The 25,049-nt window shown below is 40.4% G+C and carries 13 protein-coding genes; 10 read left to right on the plus strand and 3 right to left on the minus strand.

Features of this window, described 5'->3' with window-relative positions; genetic code table 11:
* Window positions 1–187: 187 nt before the first annotated feature.
* The gene (gene nagB / locus HDC90_RS09760; protein ID WP_184465806.1) at window positions 188–2,113 is read right to left on the minus strand and encodes a glucosamine-6-phosphate deaminase; all 1,926 of its coding nucleotides are present in this window, start codon (window positions 2,111–2,113) and stop codon (window positions 188–190) included.
* 152 nt (window positions 2,114–2,265) lie between these two features.
* Between nagB and HDC90_RS09765 the strand changes: the two genes are divergently transcribed.
* From HDC90_RS09765 to HDC90_RS09775, 3 genes are all read left to right on the plus strand, one after another.
* Complete coding sequence (locus HDC90_RS09765) at window positions 2,266–3,462, plus strand: anhydro-N-acetylmuramic acid kinase (RefSeq protein WP_184465808.1); 1,197 nt, start codon at window positions 2,266–2,268, stop codon at window positions 3,460–3,462.
* 113 nt (window positions 3,463–3,575) lie between these two features.
* Window positions 3,576–6,716: a SusC/RagA family TonB-linked outer membrane protein gene (locus HDC90_RS09770; RefSeq protein ID WP_184465810.1), complete on the plus strand. Its 3,141-nt coding sequence runs from the start codon at window positions 3,576–3,578 to the stop codon at window positions 6,714–6,716.
* Window positions 6,717–6,742: 26 nt separating this feature from the next.
* Entirely contained in the window at window positions 6,743–8,050 is a 1,308-nt protein-coding gene (locus tag HDC90_RS09775) for a RagB/SusD family nutrient uptake outer membrane protein (protein ID WP_184465812.1), read from the plus strand.
* A 33-nt stretch (window positions 8,051–8,083) separates the two neighbouring features.
* Here HDC90_RS09775 and HDC90_RS09780 read toward each other — a convergent pair whose 3' ends face one another.
* Window positions 8,084–8,830 carry a DeoR/GlpR family DNA-binding transcription regulator gene (locus tag HDC90_RS09780; RefSeq protein WP_184465814.1) on the minus strand — a complete coding sequence of 249 codons (747 nt, stop codon included), beginning with the start codon at window positions 8,828–8,830 and terminating at the stop codon, window positions 8,084–8,086.
* A 245-nt stretch (window positions 8,831–9,075) separates the two neighbouring features.
* Between HDC90_RS09780 and HDC90_RS09785 the strand changes: the two genes are divergently transcribed.
* From HDC90_RS09785 to HDC90_RS09805, 5 genes are all read left to right on the plus strand, one after another.
* Window positions 9,076–12,168 (plus strand): SusC/RagA family TonB-linked outer membrane protein, encoded by a 3,093-nt coding sequence (locus HDC90_RS09785; RefSeq protein ID WP_184465816.1) that lies wholly within the window; start codon window positions 9,076–9,078, stop codon window positions 12,166–12,168.
* A gap of 3 nt (window positions 12,169–12,171) precedes the next feature.
* Window positions 12,172–13,773 carry a SusD/RagB family nutrient-binding outer membrane lipoprotein gene (locus HDC90_RS09790; RefSeq protein ID WP_184465818.1) on the plus strand — a complete coding sequence of 534 codons (1,602 nt, stop codon included), beginning with the start codon at window positions 12,172–12,174 and terminating at the stop codon, window positions 13,771–13,773.
* A gap of 15 nt (window positions 13,774–13,788) precedes the next feature.
* Window positions 13,789–14,553, plus strand: a complete 765-nt coding sequence (locus tag HDC90_RS09795; protein ID WP_184465820.1) for a DUF4397 domain-containing protein — start codon at window positions 13,789–13,791, stop codon at window positions 14,551–14,553.
* Between the two features lie 271 nt (window positions 14,554–14,824).
* Window positions 14,825–18,055, plus strand: coding sequence for a TonB-dependent receptor (locus HDC90_RS09800; protein ID WP_184465821.1), 3,231 nt, complete (start codon window positions 14,825–14,827; stop codon window positions 18,053–18,055).
* Window positions 18,056–18,064: 9 nt separating this feature from the next.
* On the plus strand, window positions 18,065–19,717 hold the full coding sequence (locus tag HDC90_RS09805; RefSeq protein ID WP_184465823.1) for a RagB/SusD family nutrient uptake outer membrane protein: 1,653 nt from the start codon (window positions 18,065–18,067) through the stop codon (window positions 19,715–19,717).
* 64 nt (window positions 19,718–19,781) lie between these two features.
* On the opposite strand, the gene HDC90_RS09810 is transcribed toward HDC90_RS09805, so the two are convergent.
* Entirely contained in the window at window positions 19,782–21,614 is a 1,833-nt protein-coding gene (locus tag HDC90_RS09810; RefSeq protein ID WP_184465825.1) for a PQQ-binding-like beta-propeller repeat protein, read from the minus strand.
* Window positions 21,615–21,995: 381 nt separating this feature from the next.
* On the opposite strand from HDC90_RS09810, the gene HDC90_RS09815 reads away from it, so the two are divergent.
* The gene (locus HDC90_RS09815; RefSeq protein WP_184465827.1) at window positions 21,996–23,186 is read left to right on the plus strand and encodes a TonB-dependent receptor plug domain-containing protein; all 1,191 of its coding nucleotides are present in this window, start codon (window positions 21,996–21,998) and stop codon (window positions 23,184–23,186) included.
* Between the two features lie 15 nt (window positions 23,187–23,201).
* Window positions 23,202–25,040, plus strand: coding sequence for a TonB-dependent receptor (locus HDC90_RS09820; protein ID WP_184465829.1), 1,839 nt, complete (start codon window positions 23,202–23,204; stop codon window positions 25,038–25,040).
* Window positions 25,041–25,049: the final 9 nt, after the last annotated feature.

Raw genomic sequence — 25,049 nt, forward strand, 5'->3', positions numbered from 1 at the left:
AGTCCTTCAATAGGCTCAGGATGACAGCTTTACGCTTGTCGCATAGATGTCCTGAAATTTGAGACTGAACTTGACGGGATGTTGTTAGCTTTTTTAAAGATGCTTCGTTGCGCCCAGCATGACAATCTGGGAAGAATAAAAAAATCCTGCTTTGAGTTAACAAAGCAGGATTGGTATTTATTTTAAACTAGTCTTCAAATTTCCAGCGAACAAAAGCTTCCATCGCCTCGTATTCTGCAAGTCCGAGTTCATCATAAGCTCTTGCAGTATCACGGTTACGGTCTTCAGCACGTTGCCAGAACTCTCTTGAATCGTCGCCAGGGAAAACAGCTTTGTCTTTCTGACTTTGATGTTTAAAGATCGCATTTCTCTTGCGCTCCAGTTCTTGCGGAGAAATTGGAACCGCCATTTCTATTTCATAAGTTTCAAACTCATGCCATGCACCGCGGTACATCCATAACCAGCAATCTTGTGCCCAAGCTTCAGTTTTGCGTAAGCGTTTTAGTGCTTCTAAAATAATTTTGAAACAAACGATATGCGTTCCATGAGGGTCTTCAAAATCACCGGCAGCATAAACCTGCTGAGGTTTAACTTCTTGCAATAGCGCCGTTGTGAGTTCGATATCAGCATCAGTTACCGGGTTTTTCTGAACCTTACCGCTTTCGTAGAAAGGAAGTGCCTGGAAATGGATATGGTCATCTTCTAAACCACAATATCTTGCGCCAGCTATGGCTTCGCCTTTTCTGATGAGCCCTTTAACTGTTTGGATCTCCGGTGTATCGATCTGGTTTGGTTTTTTCTGCTCTATAAAGGCCCTCATCTTATTATAAAGATCCTTTAATTGCGTATTGTCCATGCCCATTTTCTCTGTGAAGTCTACATTAAACTCTACAAAACGAAGTGCGTCGTCATCCCATACAGCAGTATTACCTGAGGTTTGATAAGCCACATGTACATCATGTCCCTGATCAACTAGGCGTAGAAAAGTGCCGCCCATCGAGATCACATCATCATCCGGGTGAGGGGAGAAAATAATAACTCTCTTCTTAGCTGGTTCAGCTCTTTCCGGACGTTGAGAATCATCAGCGTTCGGTTTGCCTCCTGGCCAGCCCGTTATGGTGTGCTGTAATTTATTAAAGATATGGATGTTGATATTGTAAACTGGTCCCTTCTCAGTGGCCAGTTGTGCCATACCGTTATTGTTGTAATCGTCTTCCGTTAATTTTAAGATCGGTTTTTTTAACGTGTTGGCCAACCAGATTACTGCCTTGCGGATCAAAGCATCCGTCCAAACGCAATCTTTGACTAACCACGGTGTATCAAAACGGGTGAGTTCTGAAGCTGCAGGTACATCAAGGATAAACTCTACATGATCGGATAGTTGAAGGTATGTTGCCGGAACCTCGCCTGAAATTTCGCCTTCAACAGCTTTTTTGATAATTGAAGCTTTTTTACGGCTCCAAGCCATTAATATAATTTCTCTTGCTTTGAAAATTGTACCGATACCCATGGTAATGGCCTTTGTTGGTACAAAAGTTTTCCCACCGAAATCGCGTGCAGCATCACGGCGTGTTAAATCATCTAAAGTAACTAAACGGGTACCAGAATTTGGTGCTGAACCTGGCTCGTTAAACCCGATGTGACCTGTACGGCCGATACCTAAAATCTGGATGTCAAGACCACCAAGATCGCCGATTTTCTTTTCGTATTCCAGGCAGAAAGCCGGAATGTCTTCTAATGCAAGTGTGCCATCAGGAATGTGAACATTTTTTTTATCAATATCGATATGATTGAAAAGGTTTTCGTTCATAAACGTAACATAACTCTGTGTCGCAGTTGGCGCCATTGGATAATATTCATCCAAGTTAAAAGTAATTACGTTCTTAAAACTCAAGCCCTCTTCTTTGTGCAGTCTAACCAATTCGGCATAAACTGCAATTGGAGTAACACCTGTTGCTAAGCCCAGTACTGCAGGTGCGTTGTTTGCTTGTTTTGATTTAATGAGCTCGGCGATGCGGTGTGCTACATTAATTGAAGCAATTTTTGGATTTTCGAACACGCTTACTGGTAATTTCTCGAAACGTGTCTCCTCCAGTAGATTTAATCTAGCCATTTTTTTTATATGGATTTTAATGTACGGAGCAGTAAATATAGAGAGTTATGCCCAATTTGTAACAAAGGTTATTTACTTTTATTGCAAGTATTTATATAAAATTCGATTAGAGGGGCAGACAAACGTTTGATCTTTTTAAGATAAAAACCAATATGAACACACAGATTGAAAAGTTGTATTCGAAAGCAGGGAAATCAGAACGTTTTATTATCGGCTTAATGAGTGGAACTTCTATGGATGGGCTTGATATTGCGTTATGCTCAGTTAAGGGAAGTGGGGCAGGCACCAACATTCAGGTGCTGAAATTTAAAACCGGCGATTATACTGATGATTTCAGGGCGAAAATAAAGGCTGTATTTTCTAAAAAAGAAGTAGACCTGCAACTGGTGTGCCTGATGAACGAGCATATTGCAAATACCCATGCGCAGCTCATAAACGAAGCACTAAAAGAGTGGGGTGTCCGAAATGAAGAGGTTGATTTTATTGCGAGCCATGGACAAACGATTTTCCACGCACCAAAATCTTTGCATCAACTGGCCGATTATCCTAATGGTACACTACAGATTGGTGATGGCGACCATATTGCCATTAAAACAGGAATTATTACGCTTTCTGATTTTAGGCAGAAACATTTGGCTGCAGGCGGGGAAGGCGCACCTTTAGCGGTTTATGGCGATTACCTGATATTTTCGGAGGCCGGAGAAGACCGCATAATGCTGAACATTGGAGGTATAGCAAATTTCACTTACTTGCCAGGGAGTACCGATGCCAGTGAAATTTTTTCGACGGATGTTGGTCCCGGCAATACTTTGATGGACCAGTATATGCAGAAATATTTTAATCAATTTTACGATAAAAATGCTGCTGTTGCTTTGGCTGGTGAATTTAATCCCCGTCTATTATCTGCATTGTTAAATTGCAGCTTTTTCGATTTGGATTTTCCTAAAACTACTGGGCCTGAATTGTTTAACCTGGAATATTTAATAGAGGCCCAAGAGCAATCTTCAACAACAGCGCTTGGTAAAGAAGATGTAATGGCCACCTTATGTCATTTTTCTGCAGAAACCATTGCAAATGCGATAAAACGTTGTTTTGGCGATGAGGCCAAAGCGCAAATTTTTATGAGCGGTGGGGGGATGCACAATCCGCTGCTTGTTCAGCTTCTTCAGAGCAAACTGCCTTTTTGCAAATTCCTAACAACGGCAGATTTAAATATTAATCCCGATGCTAAGGAAGCTGTTTTGTTTGTCGTTTTGGCCAACGAAGCGCTCTGTGGTAAACCAATAGACTTTGGCAATAGGCAAGGCGTGCCTTCGGTTTGCATGGGTAAAATCAGTTTACCAGCCTAATAAAATGCAGTTGTTTTACAGATTGTAAACCAGTTTGTATCTGTTAAAAATTTGGTTTGTGTGGTATTTTGTTTAATTTGTTTTAAACTAATCTTCTAACAAAACCAAATTTTATGGAAAAAAGTTACCTAAAATGGTCACCAGGATTCTTCGCAATTTTGTTGATCCCATTTCTGCTGCTCTTATCTAAAGGGGTGGCACAGGCACAAAACAAACGGTATACCATAAGTGGTAAGGTTACCGATGCGGCAAATAACAGTCCTGTCCCCGGCGCTGTAGTAAAAATTATCAATACAAATCTTGTAACAAGCACGAGTTCGGGCGGAATGTATAGCTTTTCGGTTGATTTAGCGCCTGGTAAATACCAGATCCAGATTTCTTTTATCGGTTTTAAATCAAATATCGAAACTGTAACACTTGGTGAGAATACCACGGTTCAGGCAAATAGTGCTTTGAGTGGCGATGCAGTGGGGCTCGATGAGGTAATTGTTACCGGAACATCGCAGGGAACCACCCGTAAACAGCTCGGTAGTTATGTGAGTACGGTAAAAGGTGATGATTTAAATAAAGCACCGAGTGGAAATGCACTGGCCTCATTACAAGGTAAAACACCTGGAGCGCAAATCAGCCAAAATTCTGGAGATCCGGCAGGAGGGATTTCTGTTCGATTGAGAGGTGTAAGCTCTGTTAACTCCTCTTCGGAGCCGCTATACATTATCGATGGAGTAATTGTAAATAATTCTACAACCCGGGTAACCAATACTTCAGGAAATTATGATAACATTAATAATGGAGTGCAGGTTGGAAATATTGGTCAGAACAGAATGGTTGATATTAGTCCGTCTGATATTGATCATATTGAGGTTTTAAATGGTGCGGCAGCTGCGGCCATTTATGGATCGAGAGCAAATGCAGGGGTAATCCAGATTTTTACCAAGAGGGGTAAAACTGGCGAGCCGCAGGTGAGTTTCAGTACCAGTTTAACCATTAGTGAGTTGCGCAAACAAATTGATGTCAATCAATCGCCAGCAAAGTTTGGAGGACCAACAGATGGGCCAACTGCACAAACTCAGGATGTATTATCCCCTGCATTAATCACAACAACTCCGGTAACCAGGTATAATTACCAGGATTATATTTTCAGGACAGGCATTGGAACAGATAACTCCGCTTCTGTTTCAGGTGGAAACGATAATACCAAGTTTTACACATCGGTCGGATATTTTTCAAATCAAGGAATTATAAAGAATACAGATTTTAAAAGAATGAACTTTAGGGCGAATCTGGATCAAAAAATTAATAACTGGGCTAAAATGACAGCCGGATTTAATTACGTACACAGCGATGCCAATGAAAAACCAGATGGAAATTCATTCTTTTCGCCGATGAACTCAGTCACTATTATTGGTAATTTTCACGATATTTTTGCCCGCGATATACTAGGTAACTTACAGGCTGTTGGCGAAAGAGGTCGTGTAAATCCAGTATCGGTTATCGAAGATATTAAACAACGTGAGTTTACTAACCGCATCATTGGCAATCTTGGCTTAAAGCTTAATCCGGTAAAAAACCTGACTATCGATTATACCATGGGGGTTGATAATTCGATCCAAAATGGTACCACCTTTATTCCGCCATTTACTTATAATGTGAGTACAGGTTTTTATGGTGGAGGTGCTAGCTTAGATCCATCGTTAAATGGTTATGCCAGTGCGGCAAATGCTACTACAACGTTGTTTAATAATGAATTGAATTTTACCTACGATGCAAAAATATCTGATCTGTTGGGTTCGACAACGCAGTTGGGCGGATCATATCAATATCAGAAAGATTTGTTCAGTTTGTTAAATGGCAGGGGCCTTGCTCCACTTATTCAAACTGTAAATGGTGCCAGTACGATATTGCCAAACAATGATAGCCGTTCGGAATTTTCTATTAGTGGAGCATACCTGCAACAGAACTTCAAATATAAAGATCACCTCTTTGTAACAGGAGCTATCAGGGTCGATCAATCAACTGTTTTTGGTGAGGGTAATGGAACACAGTTTTATCCAAAAGCAAATGTAAGTTATGTTTTGTCGTCTGCTAACTACTGGAAGGATCTTGGCGTATCCTCATGGTGGAACGCGTTTAAACTTCGGGCAGCGTATGGCGAATCGGGTAATTTAACAGGTATTGGTGCTTACGATCGTTTTAACGTGTATTTGCCAAGCGCGTTAAATAGTAAAACATCACTGGCATCTAGCAGCACATTGGCTAATAACGATGTTAAGCCAGAACGGCAAAAAGAGTTGGAATTAGGTACGGATATGTCATTTTTTAACAATCGTTTGGGCCTAACATTTAGCTGGTACAATAAAAGCGTTAAAGATCTTTTATTAGGAGTGGTAATTGCACCAACAACAGGATATTCCAGCCTTTTAGATAATATCGGGGGATCACTTAAGAACAAAGGGATAGAGCTTATGCTTACAGGCGTGCCATTAAAAACCCAGGATTTTACCTGGACCACTACTGTAATTTATAATAGAAACCGAAATAAAATTATCGGATCTGGCGCGCAGCGTTTAATCAATACCAACGCAGGGGCGCCAGTTTCTATAACAGATGGGTATCCTGTCGGTGTTTTTTATGGTACTTTTTTTGCCAGAAATGCCGATGGAAGTTTATTAACCAATGCGCAGGGGATTCCATTAACAGAAAGAGGTGTTCAAAAATCGCCAACGGAATATAGTGTACAACGCGATGCAAATGGATTGCCTACAGGAGATCCTCTACGTAAGGTTCTTGGTGATCCAAACCCAGGTTATACCGGATCATTTGTGAACGATTTTACTTATAAAAAGTTAAGCTTACACATTCAGTTGGATGCTGTACAGGGCGGAGATGTATGGAACGCCGATTGGAGAACCCGCCAGGGTGTAGGCAATGGAAAAATTGCCGAAGCAGAGCAAATGGGCCAATTGCCTAGAGGTTATGTAGCAGGCGCATACAATGTAGAAGAATGGCGTATTGATGATGGTTCTTTTGTGAAATTAAGAGAAATTTCTCTGAGCTATAATATCGGTAAGGTAAAGTTTGTTAAAAATCTCACCGTGAATATTAGTGGTAGAAATCTGGTTTCGTGGGATAATTACAAGGGCTATGATCCAGAACTGAACGCAGGTGGACAATCTACAATTTTAAGAAACATAGATTTTGGTGCGGTGCCGATTCCACGTACATTTTCCTTTGGATTACAAGCTAAGTTCTAATCATTGAAAAAATAAATTATATCAAGATGAAAAATTCAAGATCAAAAAATATTCACTACATATTTTTCTTTGCACTCGCCGTTTCACTGGTTGCCTGCAAAAAGGAATATTTAAACCCTAATGGAGCTGTAGCGGATGATGTGCTCCTTTCAACAAGAGGCTTGACGGGAATTACGGTTGGCCTTCAGAAAAATTTCTCTACAACTAGGGCAGGACTTCTGTATGCCGCAATTACAGTAAATGGTATCACTACGAACGAGTTAATTTCTGTTAATACAGGCAATACCAATGAAGATCGCTTAATGACGGGAGGTGTGCAGGTAGATGGTACAAATTCGGTATTGCTCAATGTTTGGACCAGTTCAAACAAAATCATTTTTGATGCAGATAATGTGATTAATAATGCCACTAAACTTGCTGATAAAGGTTTGGCCTCAGGCTTAATTGCACATGCCAGTATTTTTAAAGCACTGGCTTTGGGTAATTTGTCGGAATTTTGGGAAAAAGTTCCGGCAGGAACCGGTCAGAATGTAACTTTTATGACAAGGGCAGAAGGTTTTAACAAGGCAATTGCCACTATTGATAATGCCTTGACTTTGATTGCAGCAAATCCAATTAGCACCTCTTTTTTGAGTAATATACCTGTGGGAGTAGATATTCCGAATACATTAAATGCATTAAAAGCACGTTACGCCTTGTTTGCTGGCAATTATGCTCTTGCCTTAAGTAGTGCCAACGCTGTTGATTTAACCAAGAGGTCAGCACTGACTTACGACGCGCAAAATTTAAATCCAATTTTCGAAGTCGCTACCTCCACCAATAATGTAATTCAACCTAAAAATATCAACTTAGGGCAAACTGGTGTTAATATTCCAGATGTAGGCGATGCAAGAATTCCTTTTTATACCGTAATTAATACTACCGTGCGAATTAATGGTTTTGGCGCTGCTAGCTTAACATCGATTCCTGTTTATCTGCCTGGTGAAATGACTTTAATTAAAGCGGAAGCCTTTGCTCGGCAGTCTACTCCTGATCTGACAGCCTCATTAGCTGAGCTGAATAAGGTGGTAACGCGTCCGTCAACAGGCAATGCACTCGATGCAAACTACGGAATGGGAGCAGGCTTGCCTGCCTTAACAGGTAGCTATACACAACAACAGCTTTTAGATCTGATTTACAAGCACCGTTGCATCGAGCTCTTTATGTCTGGGCTAAAACTTGAGGATATGAGAAGGTTTAATCAGCCCTTAGCTGATCGCAGGCGTAATTTCTTTCCTTATCCTTTTGCAGAAAGAGATAACAATACCAACACCCCTGCTGATCCAGGCTTTTAGCTAAAAAAAGTCCCGATTTTCATCGGGACTTTTTTATAAAATATTCAATTCCTTTTCTTTGTAGTGGGAAAGCGATTCGTGTTCAATATCCAACTCCGTTATTAGGTAGCTGATACTTTCTATCGGGCAAACCCTTAACCGTAGAGCAATATCCAATTTCTCGGAAATGCAAAGTACCGCTGTTTTTTTTGCACAGGCCAACATGGCTTTTTTAAGTTGGTTAATTTCCCAGTAGGTATCGGTTAAGCCCTCATCGGGGTGGATGGCACTGGTGCCCATCAGGCATAAATCAGCCTTAATTTCCGATAACTGTGTAATTACTTGTCCACCGTAAGTTACCTGCGAGTTTTTAGAAAACAGGCCGCCAATCAAAATCACTTCAATGTTGTTGTATTTGGCCAGTTCTACTGCCACCAGCGGACTAATGGTAAAAAAAGTAGCCGATAATCCTTGAGGAAGTAGTTTTACAAACTCTAAAATGGTAGTTCCGCCACCCGTTAAAACTACCATGCCATCCTTTATTAGCCGAACAGCTTTTTTGCCGATAGTGATTTTACTATCGCGGGCATATACGGTGCTATCGTCAAAAGAACTGTGGTACGATTTGGATAAAGCGCCCCCATGGACCTTGTAAAGCAGGTTTTCGTCAACGAGTTCTTGTAAATCTCTTCTGATGGTATCTTCAGAAACATTAAGTAGTTGAACCAAATCCGATGTAAGCACGCGGTTGTGCAGATTGATCTGGCGCATGATGAAATCGTGGCGTTCTTTTTTCAGCATATATATCGTTTCTGGTTTTAAGCGAAAGTATAAAAGATTTTTAAATTTTCTATATGTTGCGTGTATTTGCGTGTTTTTGCAATAAAATATTGTTTGGTTGTCTGATAAATCTTGCCTATTTGTTTTTTTATGTCAAAAACATTCATGATATTTACTTAACTAAGATCAAAAATGCGTGAATTTGCGTTTTTGATAAACTGGAAACAAACAACAACCTCAGTAACCAACTTTCTTACTAACAAATTATGAAGAAAAAACTATTCTTTAGTTTTATCGGTACGATTATGCTGTGTGCGCAAGTTTTCGCGCAACAGATAACGATTACCGGTAAGGTCAGCTCCGCTGATGGCCCCATTCCCGGCGTTTCTATTCGGGTAAAGGGGAGTGCCATGGTGTCACAATCCAATGGTAATGGAAATTATTCGATAAAGGCATTAAAGACCGATGTATTAACATTTTCTTATGTTGGATACAAAAGTGTTGAAAGAGTTGTTGGTGCAAATAGCACAATTAATGTAATCCTTTCTGCCGATGCCAGCAATCTTAATGAGGTGGTGGTTACCGCTTATGGGATTGAACGGAATGCCAAAAGCTTAGGTTACTCTACGCCCACGGTTCGGGGTGATGAAGTGACCCAGACAGGCCGTGAAAATTTTATCAATGGTTTGGCTGGCAGGGTTCCTGGACTTTTTGTAAATCCAACATCGGGAGACCCAGGGGCATCTTCCCAGATCATTTTGAGGGGTATTGTATCCATGACGGGCGATAACTCTCCATTGATTGTTCTGGATGGTGTGCCAATTGATAACTCCGTTTTAAATCAGGGTAGTACAGCCATGAACGGGAATAATAGAAGTCAGGATTATACCAACAGGGCATCCGATATCAATCCGGCAGATATAGAAAGTTATACTATTTTAAAAGGGCCCGAAGCTACAGCGCTTTACGGAAACCTTGGGGCAAGTGGGGCTATTGTAATTACCACAAAAAAAGCCAAAGCAGGTAAATCAAGCGTTTCATATAATGGTTCGTTAAGGATTGAGACCGTTAATAATGCTCCTGAAGTGCAGCAGGTTTACGGACAGGGTGATGCAAATGGGATATTTAATGGGGGATCTTTTAATTTTTTTGGGCCAAAATATCCCGAAGGATTGCCCATTTATGATAATGTTGGAAGTTTCTTTAAAGTTGGTACCGCACAAAAACACAATGTTGTAATTGAAGGCGGAAAAGAAGCTTTAACCTATAGGTGGTCTAATGAATATACCGATAATAAAGGAACTATCCCAACTACAAGATATCAGCGTTTTGTATCAAGTGTAACAGGGGTAATCCCAATTTCTGATAAAATAAAAGTAACTACGAGGTTTAGTTATACAAATGCTTATAATAAAAAAGCAAATAAGGGTGTGCAGGGTTATTTGATGGGTTTATTGAGGTTTCCTTCCCGGTTTGATGTTAACAATTGGATTGATCCGGTAGGCAACAGGGTAGTAACAACAGGTACCATTTATAGCGAAAGCGATAACCCGTTCTGGGATGTAAACAAAAATCTGTCTGAAGATAAAACCAATGCAATTGTTGGTAATGCAAATCTATCATATAAGCCAACCAAATGGTTAACCATTACGGGTATTTTAGGTACCAATATTTCGAACACCACAGGCTTAACCGTCTATCACACCCAGTCTTTTTCGGGCTCAGGCAGTGCGGCTACACCAACGGGCGGTACCATCAATACCTATCAGGCTTTAAATAAAAGATTAGACGGTTCTTTAACGGCATCTGCAGCACATAAATTTGGGAAATTTAATAATACCTACATCATTGGTGCCAATTTTTCTGACGTAAATAATACGATCAATTCGGCCAGAGGGCAGAATATGTTCGACCCCGATTTCTACAGCATAAACAATACCCTTCCATCAACGCAGTCGGCCAAACTAGCTATTAATCGTTACCGGAATGCAGGTGTTTTTGCCCAGGCAGTGTTGGGTTACCAGTCTTTGTTTTATCTAACATTATCAGGTAGGGTAGATGCAGCATCAAGGCTAATGCCAAGCAACCCATATTTTGCTTACCCTTCAGCAAGTTTCGCTTTTAATTTTACAGAACTCGAAGCGGTTAAAAAATGGAATGTTTTTAGTAGTGGAAAGTTGAGGGCTTCAGCAGGTATAACGGGTAAGGAGCCGTATAAAGCGTACGCACTGGCTACACGTTTATTAACTGTAAATAGCACTGGTGGCGGATTTAACTATGATCTTGCCAATGGAGGAAACCCCGATTTAGTGCCAGAACAGACCAAGAACTTTGAAACCGGATTTGAATTCGGCTTCCTAAAGGATAGGATTAGCGTAGATTTTACATATTATAAACTTAATAGTCATAAACAGATTATAGCGCCTAGGATCAGCTATGGTACGGGTTCCGTAATCAGGTTAATGAACGGTGGCGACGTGGTTAATAAAGGAGTTGAAATACAATTGAAAGGATCGCCAATCCGGTCTAAGGATTTTAACTGGGACATGACCTTTAATTTTACCCATAATAAGGGCACAGTACTATCGATAGCTGATGAGCTTCCCGAGCTTTATGATTCAGATACCTGGGTTGCGAACGGACTAAGAGGCGCCGTTTTCCCTGGTGCTAGTACGCTTGCTATTGCTGGGTGGGTTAACCAACGGAACAACAGGGGTGATCTTTTAATCAACCCCGCAACCGGTTTGCCAATTTTGGGAAGTGACCAGGAGTTTCCCGTAATCGGAGATCGAACCCCTAAATTCAATCTCGGTTTTGTAAATAGTTTAAACTATAAAAATTTCAGCCTTTCGTTCCTATTGGATTTGAGAGTGGGTGGCGACGTTTATAACCAAACTCAGTACGAGCTTTACAGAAGAGGGTTAAGTGTTAAAACACTTGATCGGGATGTACCCAGGGTGGTAACCGGTGTGTTAAAGGATGGCCTGGAAAATACCGCTAACCCAACGATTAACACCATTTTGATTACCCCATCGGCAAATACAAATTATTATAGTTCAACAACAAGTGGTATTGCACCAGAAATGTTTGTAGAGAAAAATATTAAATCCTTAAGATTAAGGGATGTTACCATCTCGTACGATTTTCCCTCAAAAATGCTTTCGCGGACTAATTTCCTTCAAGGGCTTGGGGCTTATGTAACCTTAACTGACGTTTTCCTGATCACCAATTATTCAGGAACCGATCCGGATGCCAACGCAAATAACCCATCGTTAGGCGGAGCTGGTGGTTATGGTATAGATTATGGAAATATGGGAAGGCCTTTAGGAGTTAATATTGGTTTCAGATTAAAATTATAGAATATGAAATGTTTTAAGATAATAATATTTTCAGCTGTTGTGTTATGCATAACCAGCTGTAAGAAATGGCTTGATGTTAATACCGATCCGGCTACACCACAGGTTACTAAGGCCGAATATCTGCTGTCGCCCATTATGTTCCAGATGGCAAATAATACTGCTACAGACAATAGATTGATTTTTAAATATACCCAGGATATGTTTGGACAGGATGTTACCAGTTTTACTGTTGCCTGGGAGAAACATGGCTATCAATCGGCAAGCGATCTGGGCGGATCTATGTGGCGGATGGTGTATGTCAACTTCGGTTTAAATCTGGAAGATATGATAAAGGATGCCGAAGCTACAAATAAATGGACCTATGCCGGAATCGGTTATGCCATTAAAGCCTGGGGTTTCCAGTTATTAACTGATGCCCATGGCCCTGTAATTTTGGATGAGGCTTATGCAAATCAGTTGAAATTCAAATATCAGGATCAGCCCGAAGTTTATCAAAGGGTACAGGAATGGAGTCAAAAGGCATTGGAGTGTTTTAATAAAACTGATGCGGCAGGTACTGCAGCGTTACTGGCTGGTGTGTCTGGAGACCAGATGTATAAGGGCGATCGCGTTAAGTGGCGCAAATTTGTTTACGGTTTGTTGGCGCAGCAATACAGCCATTTAATTAATAAAGCCGAATTTAATACTAAATACGCAGATAGCGTGGTAAAATATGTAGACCTGTCTTTCGCATCGGCTGCAGATGATGCAACAATTAATTTCGGTGGTACAAATAGCAATGATTCAAACCCTTTTAGTCAGAATTTTGGGATGTATACCGCCACAGCTACTACCGCTCCAACCTATGGAAGAATTGGGCAGCCTGTTGTTAGTTTACTTACGGGCGGAATGAGGGGGGCAGCTGCTGTTGATCCGGTATTGCCCGGGGTTGACCCAAGATTGACCAGGATGATGAACCCTATATCTGTTTCGGGTGTTTACAGGGGAGCGCTTCCTTTTAACGGAACGGCAGCAACCCCTCATATTTTAGGTGCGTTATCCGGAACCTCTGTTGTGCCATTTCCTGGCAAATATATTTATGCCAATGCTGCCAGGTATCCCATTATGAGCTATGCCCAGTTGCAATTTGCCAAGGCTGAAGCATTATTTAGGAAAGGAACAACTGGTACGGCATTTACTGCTTACATTAACGGCATTAAGGGCCATATGGATTTTATAAACCAGTATGGAAGAAATGGTTCCCCGGCAGCAGCTACAATTTCCACCGCCGAAATAAACAGCTATCTAGCTAGTACTGAAGTTGCTCAAAATGCTGCAGCATTAACCATAGCTGATATTATGCAGCAAAAATATGTTGCACAATGGGGCTGGGCAGGGATGGAACAATGGAGCGATTTAAGAAAATATCATTATGACCCATTGGTGTATAAAACATATAAACAGCTTGAGGCGGGTGATTTTTTCGAGCGGAACAACGGAAAGTATGCCTACCGTTTAAGGCCGAGATATAGTTCGGAATATATTTGGAACCAGGATGAATTAGCCAAGTGGGGTGGTTTGCAGACAGATTATCATACTAAAGAAACATGGTCTAATCTTCCTTAAATTAAAATTATAGATATGAAATTCATTATAAAAATATTCTTAGCGATAGGTGTTTTGGCCTTTGTGATTTCCTGTGGTAAAAACGAAATCAATTATGGGGATTTTGAAGTGTTGAAAGATGATCAGGCCATGCTGAAGGTAAATTACAACATTGCATATACAGCTGATCCGAATGTGCAAATCAATATCAATGGACAGAGGGTAAGTACGCTGATAAAAACCCGTTATCCCTATCCTGGAGGAGGATATGGAACATTGGGCGACTCGAGGCCCGATTACCTGGTAATTAAACCGGGAACTTCTGAAGTATCGATTTCTATACCGAAAAAGGGTACGGCTATTGATTCTGTTGTTTTGAATAAAACTACAGTTTCTGCTGAGGCAGGCAAAGCATATACACTCCACTTAACAGATACTGCGGCCAATACCAAAAGCTTTTTGGCTTTTGATAATTTCGCACTGCCGGATTCGGGGATGGTAAAATATAAATTCGTTAACCTCATGCCAAATGTGCCAGCGGTTGACCTTTATTATGGTGCTACACTCGTGTGTTCGAATGTAGGTTATTTAAAAGAAAGCGAATATTTTATCAGGCCGGTTTTAACGGGAACTGCTTTGGCCTGGACTGTTAAGGCTACCGGTGGAACAGCTACCCTGGCAACATATACCAGTGCCAGTACCATGCTTAACAGAAGAGTGTATGCGGCCTTTGCAACTGGTTATACCGGTAGGACAGATGCGGTAAGAAAGCCCTATCTGGGTTTCTTCCTGATCAGATAATTTTTGTCTCTTTGGTTTAGTTTAAGCTGCCACTAATTTAGTGGTGGCTTTTTTTATTAAAAATTTATAGTATTAAAATGAGATTAGAATCTATTTAATTGCGCTTTTGTGCGGTTTTTTGCAATAATATCAAACTAATTACAGTACTTATCGCCTGAATATTTGTAAATAAGTGGAAAACAATTATGATATTTACTTAAAATTCAGGAGTATGCGGTATTCTGCGTGTTTGTGAATCTAAACTAACAACAAATAGCATTAACTAGTGTTTATGAAAAAAAAATTACTATCAATCTTTCTTGGTGTATTTTTGCTGGTGGCTCATGCCATTGCGCAACAAACCACCATTACGGGTAAGGTTACATCAGAGGATGGGCCAATACCAGGGGTTTCTGTTAGGGTAAAAACAGGAACAACCGTAGTACAAACAGATGGAAACGGAGCATATTCCATAAAAGCCAACAAAGGCGATGTTCTGGTATTTTCTTTTATAGGGTATGCCACTCAAGAAAAAACTGTGGGCGCGAGCAATACGATTAATGTTTCATTGGCCTCCGATTCACAAGGGCTTCAGGAAGTCGTTGTTGTGGGCTTTGGTACGCAGAAAAAGGCAAACTTAACCGGTGCAGTAACCACGGTAGATGTTGCAAAAACTTTTGGGAGTAAACCATTAAACGATCCTACAAAAGCATTACAAGGTGTTGTTCCAGGTTTAACCATTACGTATGGCAATGGTGGGTTAACTGCAGGGCCTAACATTAATATTAGAGGAGTTGGTTCCATAAATGGAAATAGTAGACCGTTAATTATTGTTGATAACGTAGAAACTCCCGATCTTTCCATCATTAACCCGGCCGATATTGAGAGTGTATCCGTTCTAAAAGATGCTGCATCAACGTCAATTTATGGAGCAAGGGCGGCGTTTGGAGTCGTTTTAATTAAAACCAAATCAGGTAAGAAAAATCTTCCAACAAAAATATCATACACCAATAACTTCTCTTGGAACAAGCCTACGGTACTGGCAGATTTTGCTAATCCTGTTGACGAATTACAAGCGCTTTATGATGCATCGGTGCGGGCAGGCACAACCTCACCTGAAACTTTTGGTATGCAGTTGACTAAGCTCAGAGACGGGATTGCCAACTGGCAGAATAAATATGCGGCAACAAATACTGGAAATGATATGATTTTGGGTCAGGATTTTGATTACGTAGATGGCCGCGTTTATTTCTATAAAGTTTGGGATCCGAAAAAGGAAATGCTAAAAGATTATACTGCACAATCTAGCCATAATTTAAGCTTACAGGGTGGAAGCGATAAAATTGGCTATTATTTATCTGGCGGTTATGCAAATGAGGGTGGTGTTTTCAAATTAAATCCTGATGAAATTAATAAATATAACATCAGCGGTTCGATAAACGTCGCTGCAACCAAATGGTTGGATGTAGATGCGAAACTTCTCTTCAGAAACTTTAAATACAATTATCCGTATCAGTACCAAAACTACTGGTACTATTTCTGGAGATGGGGTTCTTACTTCCCTTACGGTAAATATAATGGAAATTATTTCAGGCATACACCTGCTTACCTGGCCAATGCACAAACATCTAACGTAACCGAAAATTACAGTCGTGTGGATCTTGGCGCAACCATTAAAATCACAAAAGATTTAAGCATCCGTGCTGATTATACGCTGGGTAGAGCTAATGCTTTAAGGCATGAAGTTGGAGGGCCTATAAATGCGATCGATTTCTGGACAGCGGGCACGCCGCCACTTGTTGCAAATATTGCAACCGCATCGCAGGATATTGTAAGCTATGGTGAAACCAGAAACATGGTTAACACGCTTAATGCATACGCAACGTATCAAAAAACGATTGCTTCAGACCATAATATTAAACTTACTGCTGGTGTAAATTCCGAAAACTACGACAATGTTCAATTTACTGCTGCTAAAAATACAGTTTTAGATCCCACAAGAGGTGAATTGGCATTAGCTGTAGGTACGCAATTAGCCAGTGGCTACCATGGTACCGTAAATGGTACAATTTCATATCCGGTTGGTGCCTATGCGGGTTATTTTGGGCGTTTTAATTACGACTATAAGGGTAAATACTTATTGGAAGTAAACGGAAGATACGATGGTTCATCAGCCTTTTCTAAATTGGATAGATGGGGTTTTTTCCCTTCAGCTTCCGCAGGTTATCGTTTAACCGAAGAAAAATTTATGAGCTTTATTAAGCCTTATGTTGATGACATTAAACTCAGGGCATCTTATGGTTCGGTAGGAAATCAAAACGTTGGTGGACAATATTATATCCCTACAATGACTAGTTCTTCCGTTAATTGGATCACGCCATCTGGCACTACACTGGTTCAGGGCGTTGCAGCACCAATTGCAGTTGCACAATCCTTAAGCTGGGAGAAAATTCAAACACTAGATTTTGGTACGGATATACGTTTCTGGAAAAATTACATTGGTTTATCGGTAGATTATTATCAACGAGATACCAAAGGCATGTTACAATCAACATCTGTTCCTGCTACTTTTGGAACAGCCGGACCAAAAATTAACGCTGGAAATTTCAGAAATCGTGGTTACGAAATCAGTTTAGACTTAAACTATCCGGTTAACAAAGACCTTAACCTATACGCTACCTTAACCTTAGCAGATAACAAGACGGTATTTACAAAATGGAATAATCCATCTAATCTGATTTATCAGAACAATGCCAACTACCAAAACAATGGCTTTTATGTAGGGCAACAATATGGAGAAATTTGGGGCTTCGAAACCGAAGGTTTTTTCCAATCTGCAGACGAAGTGAAAAATTCTCCTAGTCAGGTAGCATTACAAAATGGAAACTTTGTTTATGGAGTAGGAGATGTTAAGTACAAAGATTTAAATGGCGATGGCGTAATTAATCAGGGCAAAGGCACGGCTGATGATCATGGCGATTTGAAAGTTATTGGCAATAGTCAACCAAGGTATCAATACAGTGCCCGCTTAGGTGGAACTTTTAAAGGCTTTGATATCGACGTATATATTCAGGGCGTGGGCAAACGTGATTATTGGGGGCTGGGTACCATGATCATTCCTGCTTATGGTAATGCAGATATTATGTACGCTAACCAGTTAGATTACTGGACACCTTCAAATCCAAATGCATTTTATCCTCGTCCTTATATTGGCAATAGCGCAACTAAAATTGCTCAGTTCCCGGCCAGCGGAAATAACTTCTACCCTCAATCTAAATATTTATTAAATCTGGCTTATGCCCGGTTAAAGAATGTAACCATTGGCTATACCTTGCCAAATAACTGGTTGAAAAAATACGGAATTGAGAAATTCAGAATTTACCTGAGCGGACAAAACCTCGCAACAATTTCGAACGTAGGTGCGCCAATAGATCCTGAAATGACAGATGGAGAAGCTGGCTATACAGGGCGTACCTTTCCATTTAACAGACAATATTCTTTCGGTGTTAACTTAACATTATAATTAAGAGCTATGAAATTAATTAAATCAATATTATATCTGTCATTTATTGCAATCTTAGGCACTAGTTGCTCCAAAGATTTAAATGTGGATACACCCGACCAATTTTCTGACGACAATTTTTGGACGAGTGAAAACAATGTTCGGACTTATAATTGGGGATTTTATGCCTTGTTTACAGGTTTTGGAACAGGTACAACTGCCGATTTTTATTTCTCAACCCTATCGGATGATCAGAATGCGTCAACATTTCAAAATTTTGCATTAACCGCACCAACAACTTCTGCAGATTGGGATTGGACTTATGTTCGTAAAGCCAACATTATGTTGGAGCGGATTAGCCAAGTACCGATGAGTGATGAAGCGAAAAAACATTGGAATGGGATTGCGAAATTTTTCAGGGCCATGGATTACTTCAATAAAGTGAAAACTTTTGGTGGCGTGCCTTACATCAGCAAGTCATTAGATGTTTCTCAAGCTGATGTGATTTACAAACCTCGCGATAGCCGTCAGCTGGTTATGGATAGTGTTTTAAGTGATATCAATTATGCTGTCGCTAATATTCGTGTTAACGATGGTGACAATGTAGTAAACCGTGATGTAGCTTTAGCTTTAAAAGCGAGAATCTGTCTTTTCGAAGGTTCTTATCGCGTTTATCACACCGAATTATCACTGCCCGATGCTGATAAATTCTTAACCGAAGGTAAAGATGCATGCGAAAAACTGATGACAGGAAAATATCTTTTAAATGCTGATTATAGAAGTATTTACAGCTCAATGGATTTAGCAGGAAACAAAGAAGTGTTGCTTTATAAAAAATACTTAGCCGGTGTATTAACGCATTCTGTAATTGGATATACCAACAGTACTACTCAAATGAGTGGTTTAACCAAATCAGCTGTTGAGGCTTATCCTGCAACCGATGGTTTACCTATTAGCCAGTCTCCGCTTTACCAGGGCGATAACACCATTACTACACTTAGAGCAAATAGAGATAACCGCTTATTAGGTACCATTGATAACTTTTTGTGTTATAATGGTACTTTGGTAAATGGTTATAGCTCAAGTACTGGTTATCGGCCCTCTAAATTTCTAAATCCGGCTTCTAACCAATTAGCACCCTTTAATGAAACCGATGCACCCATTTTTTACTACCCTGAAGTTTTGCTTAATTATGCAGAAATTACCGCAATCCTTGATCAATTGGGTAAGCTTACCTTTACTCAGGGTGATATGGATAAATCAGTTAATCTTTTAAGAACACGCGCAGGAATTACGAAGCTTAATGTTACAGGTGGAGGAAACGTGTCTGCTGGGGCAATTGCCATTGTCGATCCGAAAAGAGATGCAGATGTTTCTCCTCTGATGTGGGAAATAAGACGTGAGCGTAGAGTAGAATTAATGATGAATGGATTTAGGTATCAGGATTTGATGCGTTGGAAAAAAGGAAAATACCTAGATAGGGCTCAAAATGTTGAAGCTTTCTTAGGTGCCAAAGTACCTGATAATGGTAAGGTTTTAAGAAATACGGATGGTTATATTGTTCCTTACGCTACAACTTTAACCAGAACATTTGTTGATCCGAAAAATTATTTATCGGCAATTCCAACTGCTCAGATTAGTTTGTATCCTTCTAATACGTTACAGCAAAATCCAGGCTGGTAGTTCTTATAGAGAAATACTTTATAACCTCCTCAAATTAATTTTTGAGGAGGTTTTTTTACACTTATTATTTTGTTTTTAACCAAACCACTTTACCATCCATGGTACTCACAAGAATGTTTTTACCGTCGATTACACTCACCGTGTTGACCATCGAATTATCTATTTTATGTGCCCAAACGGTACTTTGTTGTTTAGGGCCAATAGCATAAATCACACCATTTTTCGTGCCGAAAAATACTTTTCCATCTTTTTCGATCAGCATAGAAGGAACATGTTCATATCCAAAGCCAGCATTGTAGCGCCATAAAATACCCGGATCTTTCGCCTGTGCTTTATAGGCCACAATTTCATCCTGCATGGTTTTTCCGTAAATGATGGTGCTATCTGCAGATTGGCCGATTGATTCGCGAACCGTAGCCTCTTTGTTGCGCCAAAGCGTACTACCATTTTTTGCATCAATGGCCGTTAAATAACGATCAGGGGCTGCAATGTATACAATGTCCTGATAGGCAACCGGAGTTACCATTGCCGGCGAAAACATCCGGTTTGCCTGGCCATTATCCCATTTCCAGCGTAGTTTTCCCGTGTTGATATCGAGCGCATAAAGGTGCCTGCCCCATGATCCAAAAATAATTTTATCCTGATAAATCAGCGGTTTGCCCACTATAGAACCTTCAACTTCATTGAATGCCCAGATTTCTTTCCCTGTTTTAATATCTAAGGACCTAAAGGTATTGTCGCTGCCTCCAATGTATACCCTTTGGCCATTAACTATTGGCGATCCCAATACCGAATTTGTTGTTTCTTTATGCCAGATTTCTTTTCCAGTTTTTGCATTCAGCGCATAAATATTTCCATCACCCGAACCTAAAATAACCATACCATTAACCCCTACAGGAGAAGAATAGATGGCACCTTTAGTTTTAAAGGCCCACATCCTTTTGCCGGTATTCTTGTTCAAGGCTTCCACTAAACCTAAACTGTTTCCAAAAATAACATTGTTCGAAGTATAAGTTGGCGTATTTACCACATTGGCACTTGAGTGGTAAGACCAAACCTCCTTCGTAGCCGGATATTTATTATTGAGGGCAAAATCAGGACGATCATATTTTTTTGAGTCGGCCTGAAAGGTTTTTAGTGCAATTTTTCGCCAAACAGGAAGAATTTCCTGTGTTGGTTTTTTGACCTGAAAAAACACAGTGTCTTTGGTCATGCTTACAATATTATACCCGCCAATACTATCTTTTGCCCTTAAATTAGAGCGGCCCATGGTCGCTTCAATACCTTCAAAATTATAAGGATGGTTGTTGTGCCCGTGGCCGCATATTGCATATTGAATGTTGTATTTTTTTAAACGGTCTGTTGCTTCATACCAATTGTCTAAACTGTTATCCAAAGGGTAATGGTTGGCAAAAACAATGGGCATATCTTTAGGGGTGGCTTTAAGTACACTGTCTAACCAAACGGTGGCGTCTCTTGGAATGTGTCCGTCACTCATCCGTACGTAAGGGCCCGAGGCGCAGGCGATAAAACGGTAACCCTTGTGATCGAAAATAAACTTATCGCTACCAAACTCCTTAATGAAATTTACACCTCCTGATTCTGACCAACCCGTATCGTGGTTACCCGGAATAATGTGATAGGGTTTGTTTAATTTGGAGAGGATATTTTTAGCTAATCTGAGCTCATTATTGGTGCCCATTTCGGTAATGTCGCCGGTAATAATTACAAAATCGATGTCTTTCAAAGTATTGATATCTGCAACGGTACGGTTAAGGTCTTCTTCCCCTGTAGGCGAGCCCACATGCGTATCGGTTACAAAAGCGTATTTAAAATCCTGGGCTTTTGTAGCGAGCGATAATAAAATAGCAAACAGTAAAAGAAGGTGGTGTTTCATGGTTTCTTTTTGTTAAATTGTTAACCATAAAAATCGGCATTTCTTAGGGCTTAAAATAGGTTGTAATGCCAATTTTACGTGTTAATAAATGTATTGCAGGAAGTAAAAATTAAGTTTAAATTAGGAACTAAACTCAAATAAGTCAGATCCGGTAATATTGCCTTTTTACGCTAGGGATTTAAACATATCCTGATAAGTTATTTATTCTAAGCCGATTTCGTGGAATACTTTTACATATTGGAACAATTGCCGAACTTTTATGTAAAAAGGCTGAGATGCTTTCTTTTAGTAAGAAAATATTAGTGATATTTAAGATAAGGCAGTGTTGATCTGCGTTTTTCGTATTAATTCATCAGTTTCTAATCCTTAATTAATCATTTTATGAAAAAAAAACTACTATTCTTGTTTCCGGGGATGTGTTTTTTGGTAGGGCAAATATTTGCCCAGCAGGTGAGCATTTCTGGTAAAGTAACATCAGCGGATGACGGTACGCCGTTACCGGGTGTTTCAGTAAAAGTTAAAGGGTCTACTGCAGGAATCAGCACCGATTCTGATGGACGTTATACCATTAAAGCCACGAGCGATCAGATTTTGGTTTTTAGTTATATTGGCTCGATAACCGAAGAACGGCCAATTGGAAGCAACAGGGTAATTAATATTCAGCTAAAACAGGATGCGAAAACGTTAAATGAGGTGGCGGTAACTGCATTTGGTGTTAAGCAGGAGGTAAGAAGTTTAGGTTTCTCTACCCAAAATGTTAAAGCCAAAGAAATTGTCGATTCGCAACAGCCGAATCTGGTAAATGCCATGCAGGGAAAAGTGGCGGGTGTTCAGATCACCAACTCAAGTGGTGCACCAGGTTCATCAGCAAACATTATGATCAGGGGTGGAAGCTCATTAAGCGGAAATAATCAACCACTTTTTGTGGTAGACGGTATTCCTGTCGACAATTCTACGCCTGTAAGCCAGGCTGGGCTTGCAGCCAGTACCGCGCCTGCGTCAAACCGTGCCATTGACATTAACCCCGAAGATATTGAATCATTAACGGTATTAAAAGGGCCTGCTGCTGCTGCGCTTTATGGAATAAGGGCCGCTTCGGGAGCTATTGTAATTACAACGAAAAAAGGTTCAGGCGGTGCCGCAAAGATTACCTATCAGAATACTTTTTCTTTGGATAATGTAAATCGGCTACCCGAGCTGCAGGATAAATATAAACAGGGAGAGGCAGGTAATTTTAGCACAACGGCTCCAAATTCTTGGGGTCCGGAATTTGCTGCAAATGAAACCGTTTATGATAATCTGAACAATTTCTTTAAAACGGCTTTCGCTCAGAGCCACGATCTTTCGGTAAGCGGGAGCTCCGAAAAAAGCACTTTTTATACTTCCGCTTCACTACTCGATCAGGGCTCTATTGTAGATAATTCCGATTTCAGAAGAAAATCGTTCCGCGTGAATGCCGATACTAAAATTGGCGAAAAACTTACCGTGGGTGGCTCGGCAAATTACGTACGTACAGATCGTACTTCTGTGCCGCAAGGTAGTGCAAATGGGACAATGGGGGCCTTGTATTAGCCGCGTAATGACGACATGACCAATTACTTAAACCCAAATGGCTCGCAAAGGATTTTCCCCGGGGGGAATGACAATCCCTACTGGACCATTCAGAACAAACCGATTACCAGCGGAATCAACCGTTTTATAGGAATAGCCAATGTCAATTACAATCCTTTTAGTTTTTTAAATTTAACCTATCGTCTGGGTACCGATTTGTACACCGAGAATTTTAAGGCGGTACGTATGCCGGGCACCTTGGAAGCCGATGCCCTGAAAGGTGCTATTGGGCAAAATACCAACACCAATCAGATTACCACATCAACTTTTATAGCCACAGCAAAGAAAACTTTCTCGGATGACTACAATTTTAGCTTGGCTATAGGTAATAATATCGAAAATACGAGGGTGCAAACTTTAACGGCTAATGCCATTAATTTTATCGATCCAACATTTCCGAGTATAAACAACACCATTGCTACTGATCGTTCTGTTTCTGAAACCTTAAACCGCAGAAGAATTGTAGGGGTATTTGGTGATTTTAATTTCGACTGGAAAAATATCATTTATGTAAACCTAAGGGCACGGAACGATTGGACATCTACTATTCCGGTGGGCGATAATGCTTTCTTTTATCCGGCTATCAGCACCTCTGTTGTGTTAACGGATTTATTGAAAGAGCTTAAGCTGAAATCAGATGATCAGATCTTTTCTTATGGAAAAATAAGGGCGGCTTATTCGAATGTGGGTAAAGATGCACCGCCACATGTTACTACTACCTCCCTTGCTGCGGTTACCAACACTTTCACCATCAATCCACGCGGCTTTATTACCAATGCCAACAATGCATTTGGAAATCCACAGCTCGTGCCGGAGTTTACCAGGGCATTTGAGGTTGGTGCAGATTTAAGGTTCATTAAAAACCGATTCGGTATCGATTTTACCTATTACAGAAGTAAATCAGATAATCAGATATTGGCCACCCGGGTGCCGCCTTCAGCCGGAGCTTTCCTTACCTATCTAAATGGCGGGGCTATTCAGAACAAGGGGATTGAGGTGGTATTGAATGCACGGGCGATTATTAAAAAAGATTTTAGATGGACCATTGATATTAACTTTGCTCACAATAAATCAATTGTGAAAGAACTTCCTGGCGCTTTAGATCGGGTAGAGCTATCTGATGCATGGGTGGCTGCAAATGCTGCTCAGGGTGCCGCATTCTTAAACGGAAGTTTATTTGGTATCAATGGTAATGTTTGGAAACGCAATGCTCAGGGACAGCTATTGCTGAGTAATACCGGTTATCCGCAAGTGCAAACAGCTTTAGCTAATATTGGCGATCGGAATCCCGATTTTACTTCGGGCATTAGCAATACTTTCAATTATAAAAATTTCTCGCTTTCGTTTATGGTTGATATCCGGGTGGGAGGAGATGTATTCAATGCAACTGAAAATTCATTGGTCCGCTCGGGCTTAAGTACAAAAACACTAGATCGTGGATCAAAAGTTTTTGATGGAATCATAGAATCTACCGGATTACCAAGTGCGATATCGGTTCCCCTAAATCAAAATTATTATCAAACGATCTATGCTAATCAAGGATACGACTTTGTGGAGAATGGAAGTTGGTACAGATTGAGATATGCCACCTTAACCTACAACATGCCGAACAGTTTTTTGGCTAAAACGAAATTAAAAGGTTTGGCATTTACAGTAACTGGCAGAAACCTGGTTCTGATTACCAAATATTCAGGTGTAGATCCTGAAGTTTCGGGAAGTGGTGCAGGCGTAGGTGGATCGGGCTCTTTCGGGTTCGATAACCTTGGTATTCCTGCTACACGTGGAGTAGATATGGGTTTAAGATTAACTTTTTAATTGCATCGT

Source organism: Pedobacter sp. AK013, assembly GCF_014205835.1.
Lineage (GTDB): Bacteria > Bacteroidota > Bacteroidia > Sphingobacteriales > Sphingobacteriaceae > Pedobacter.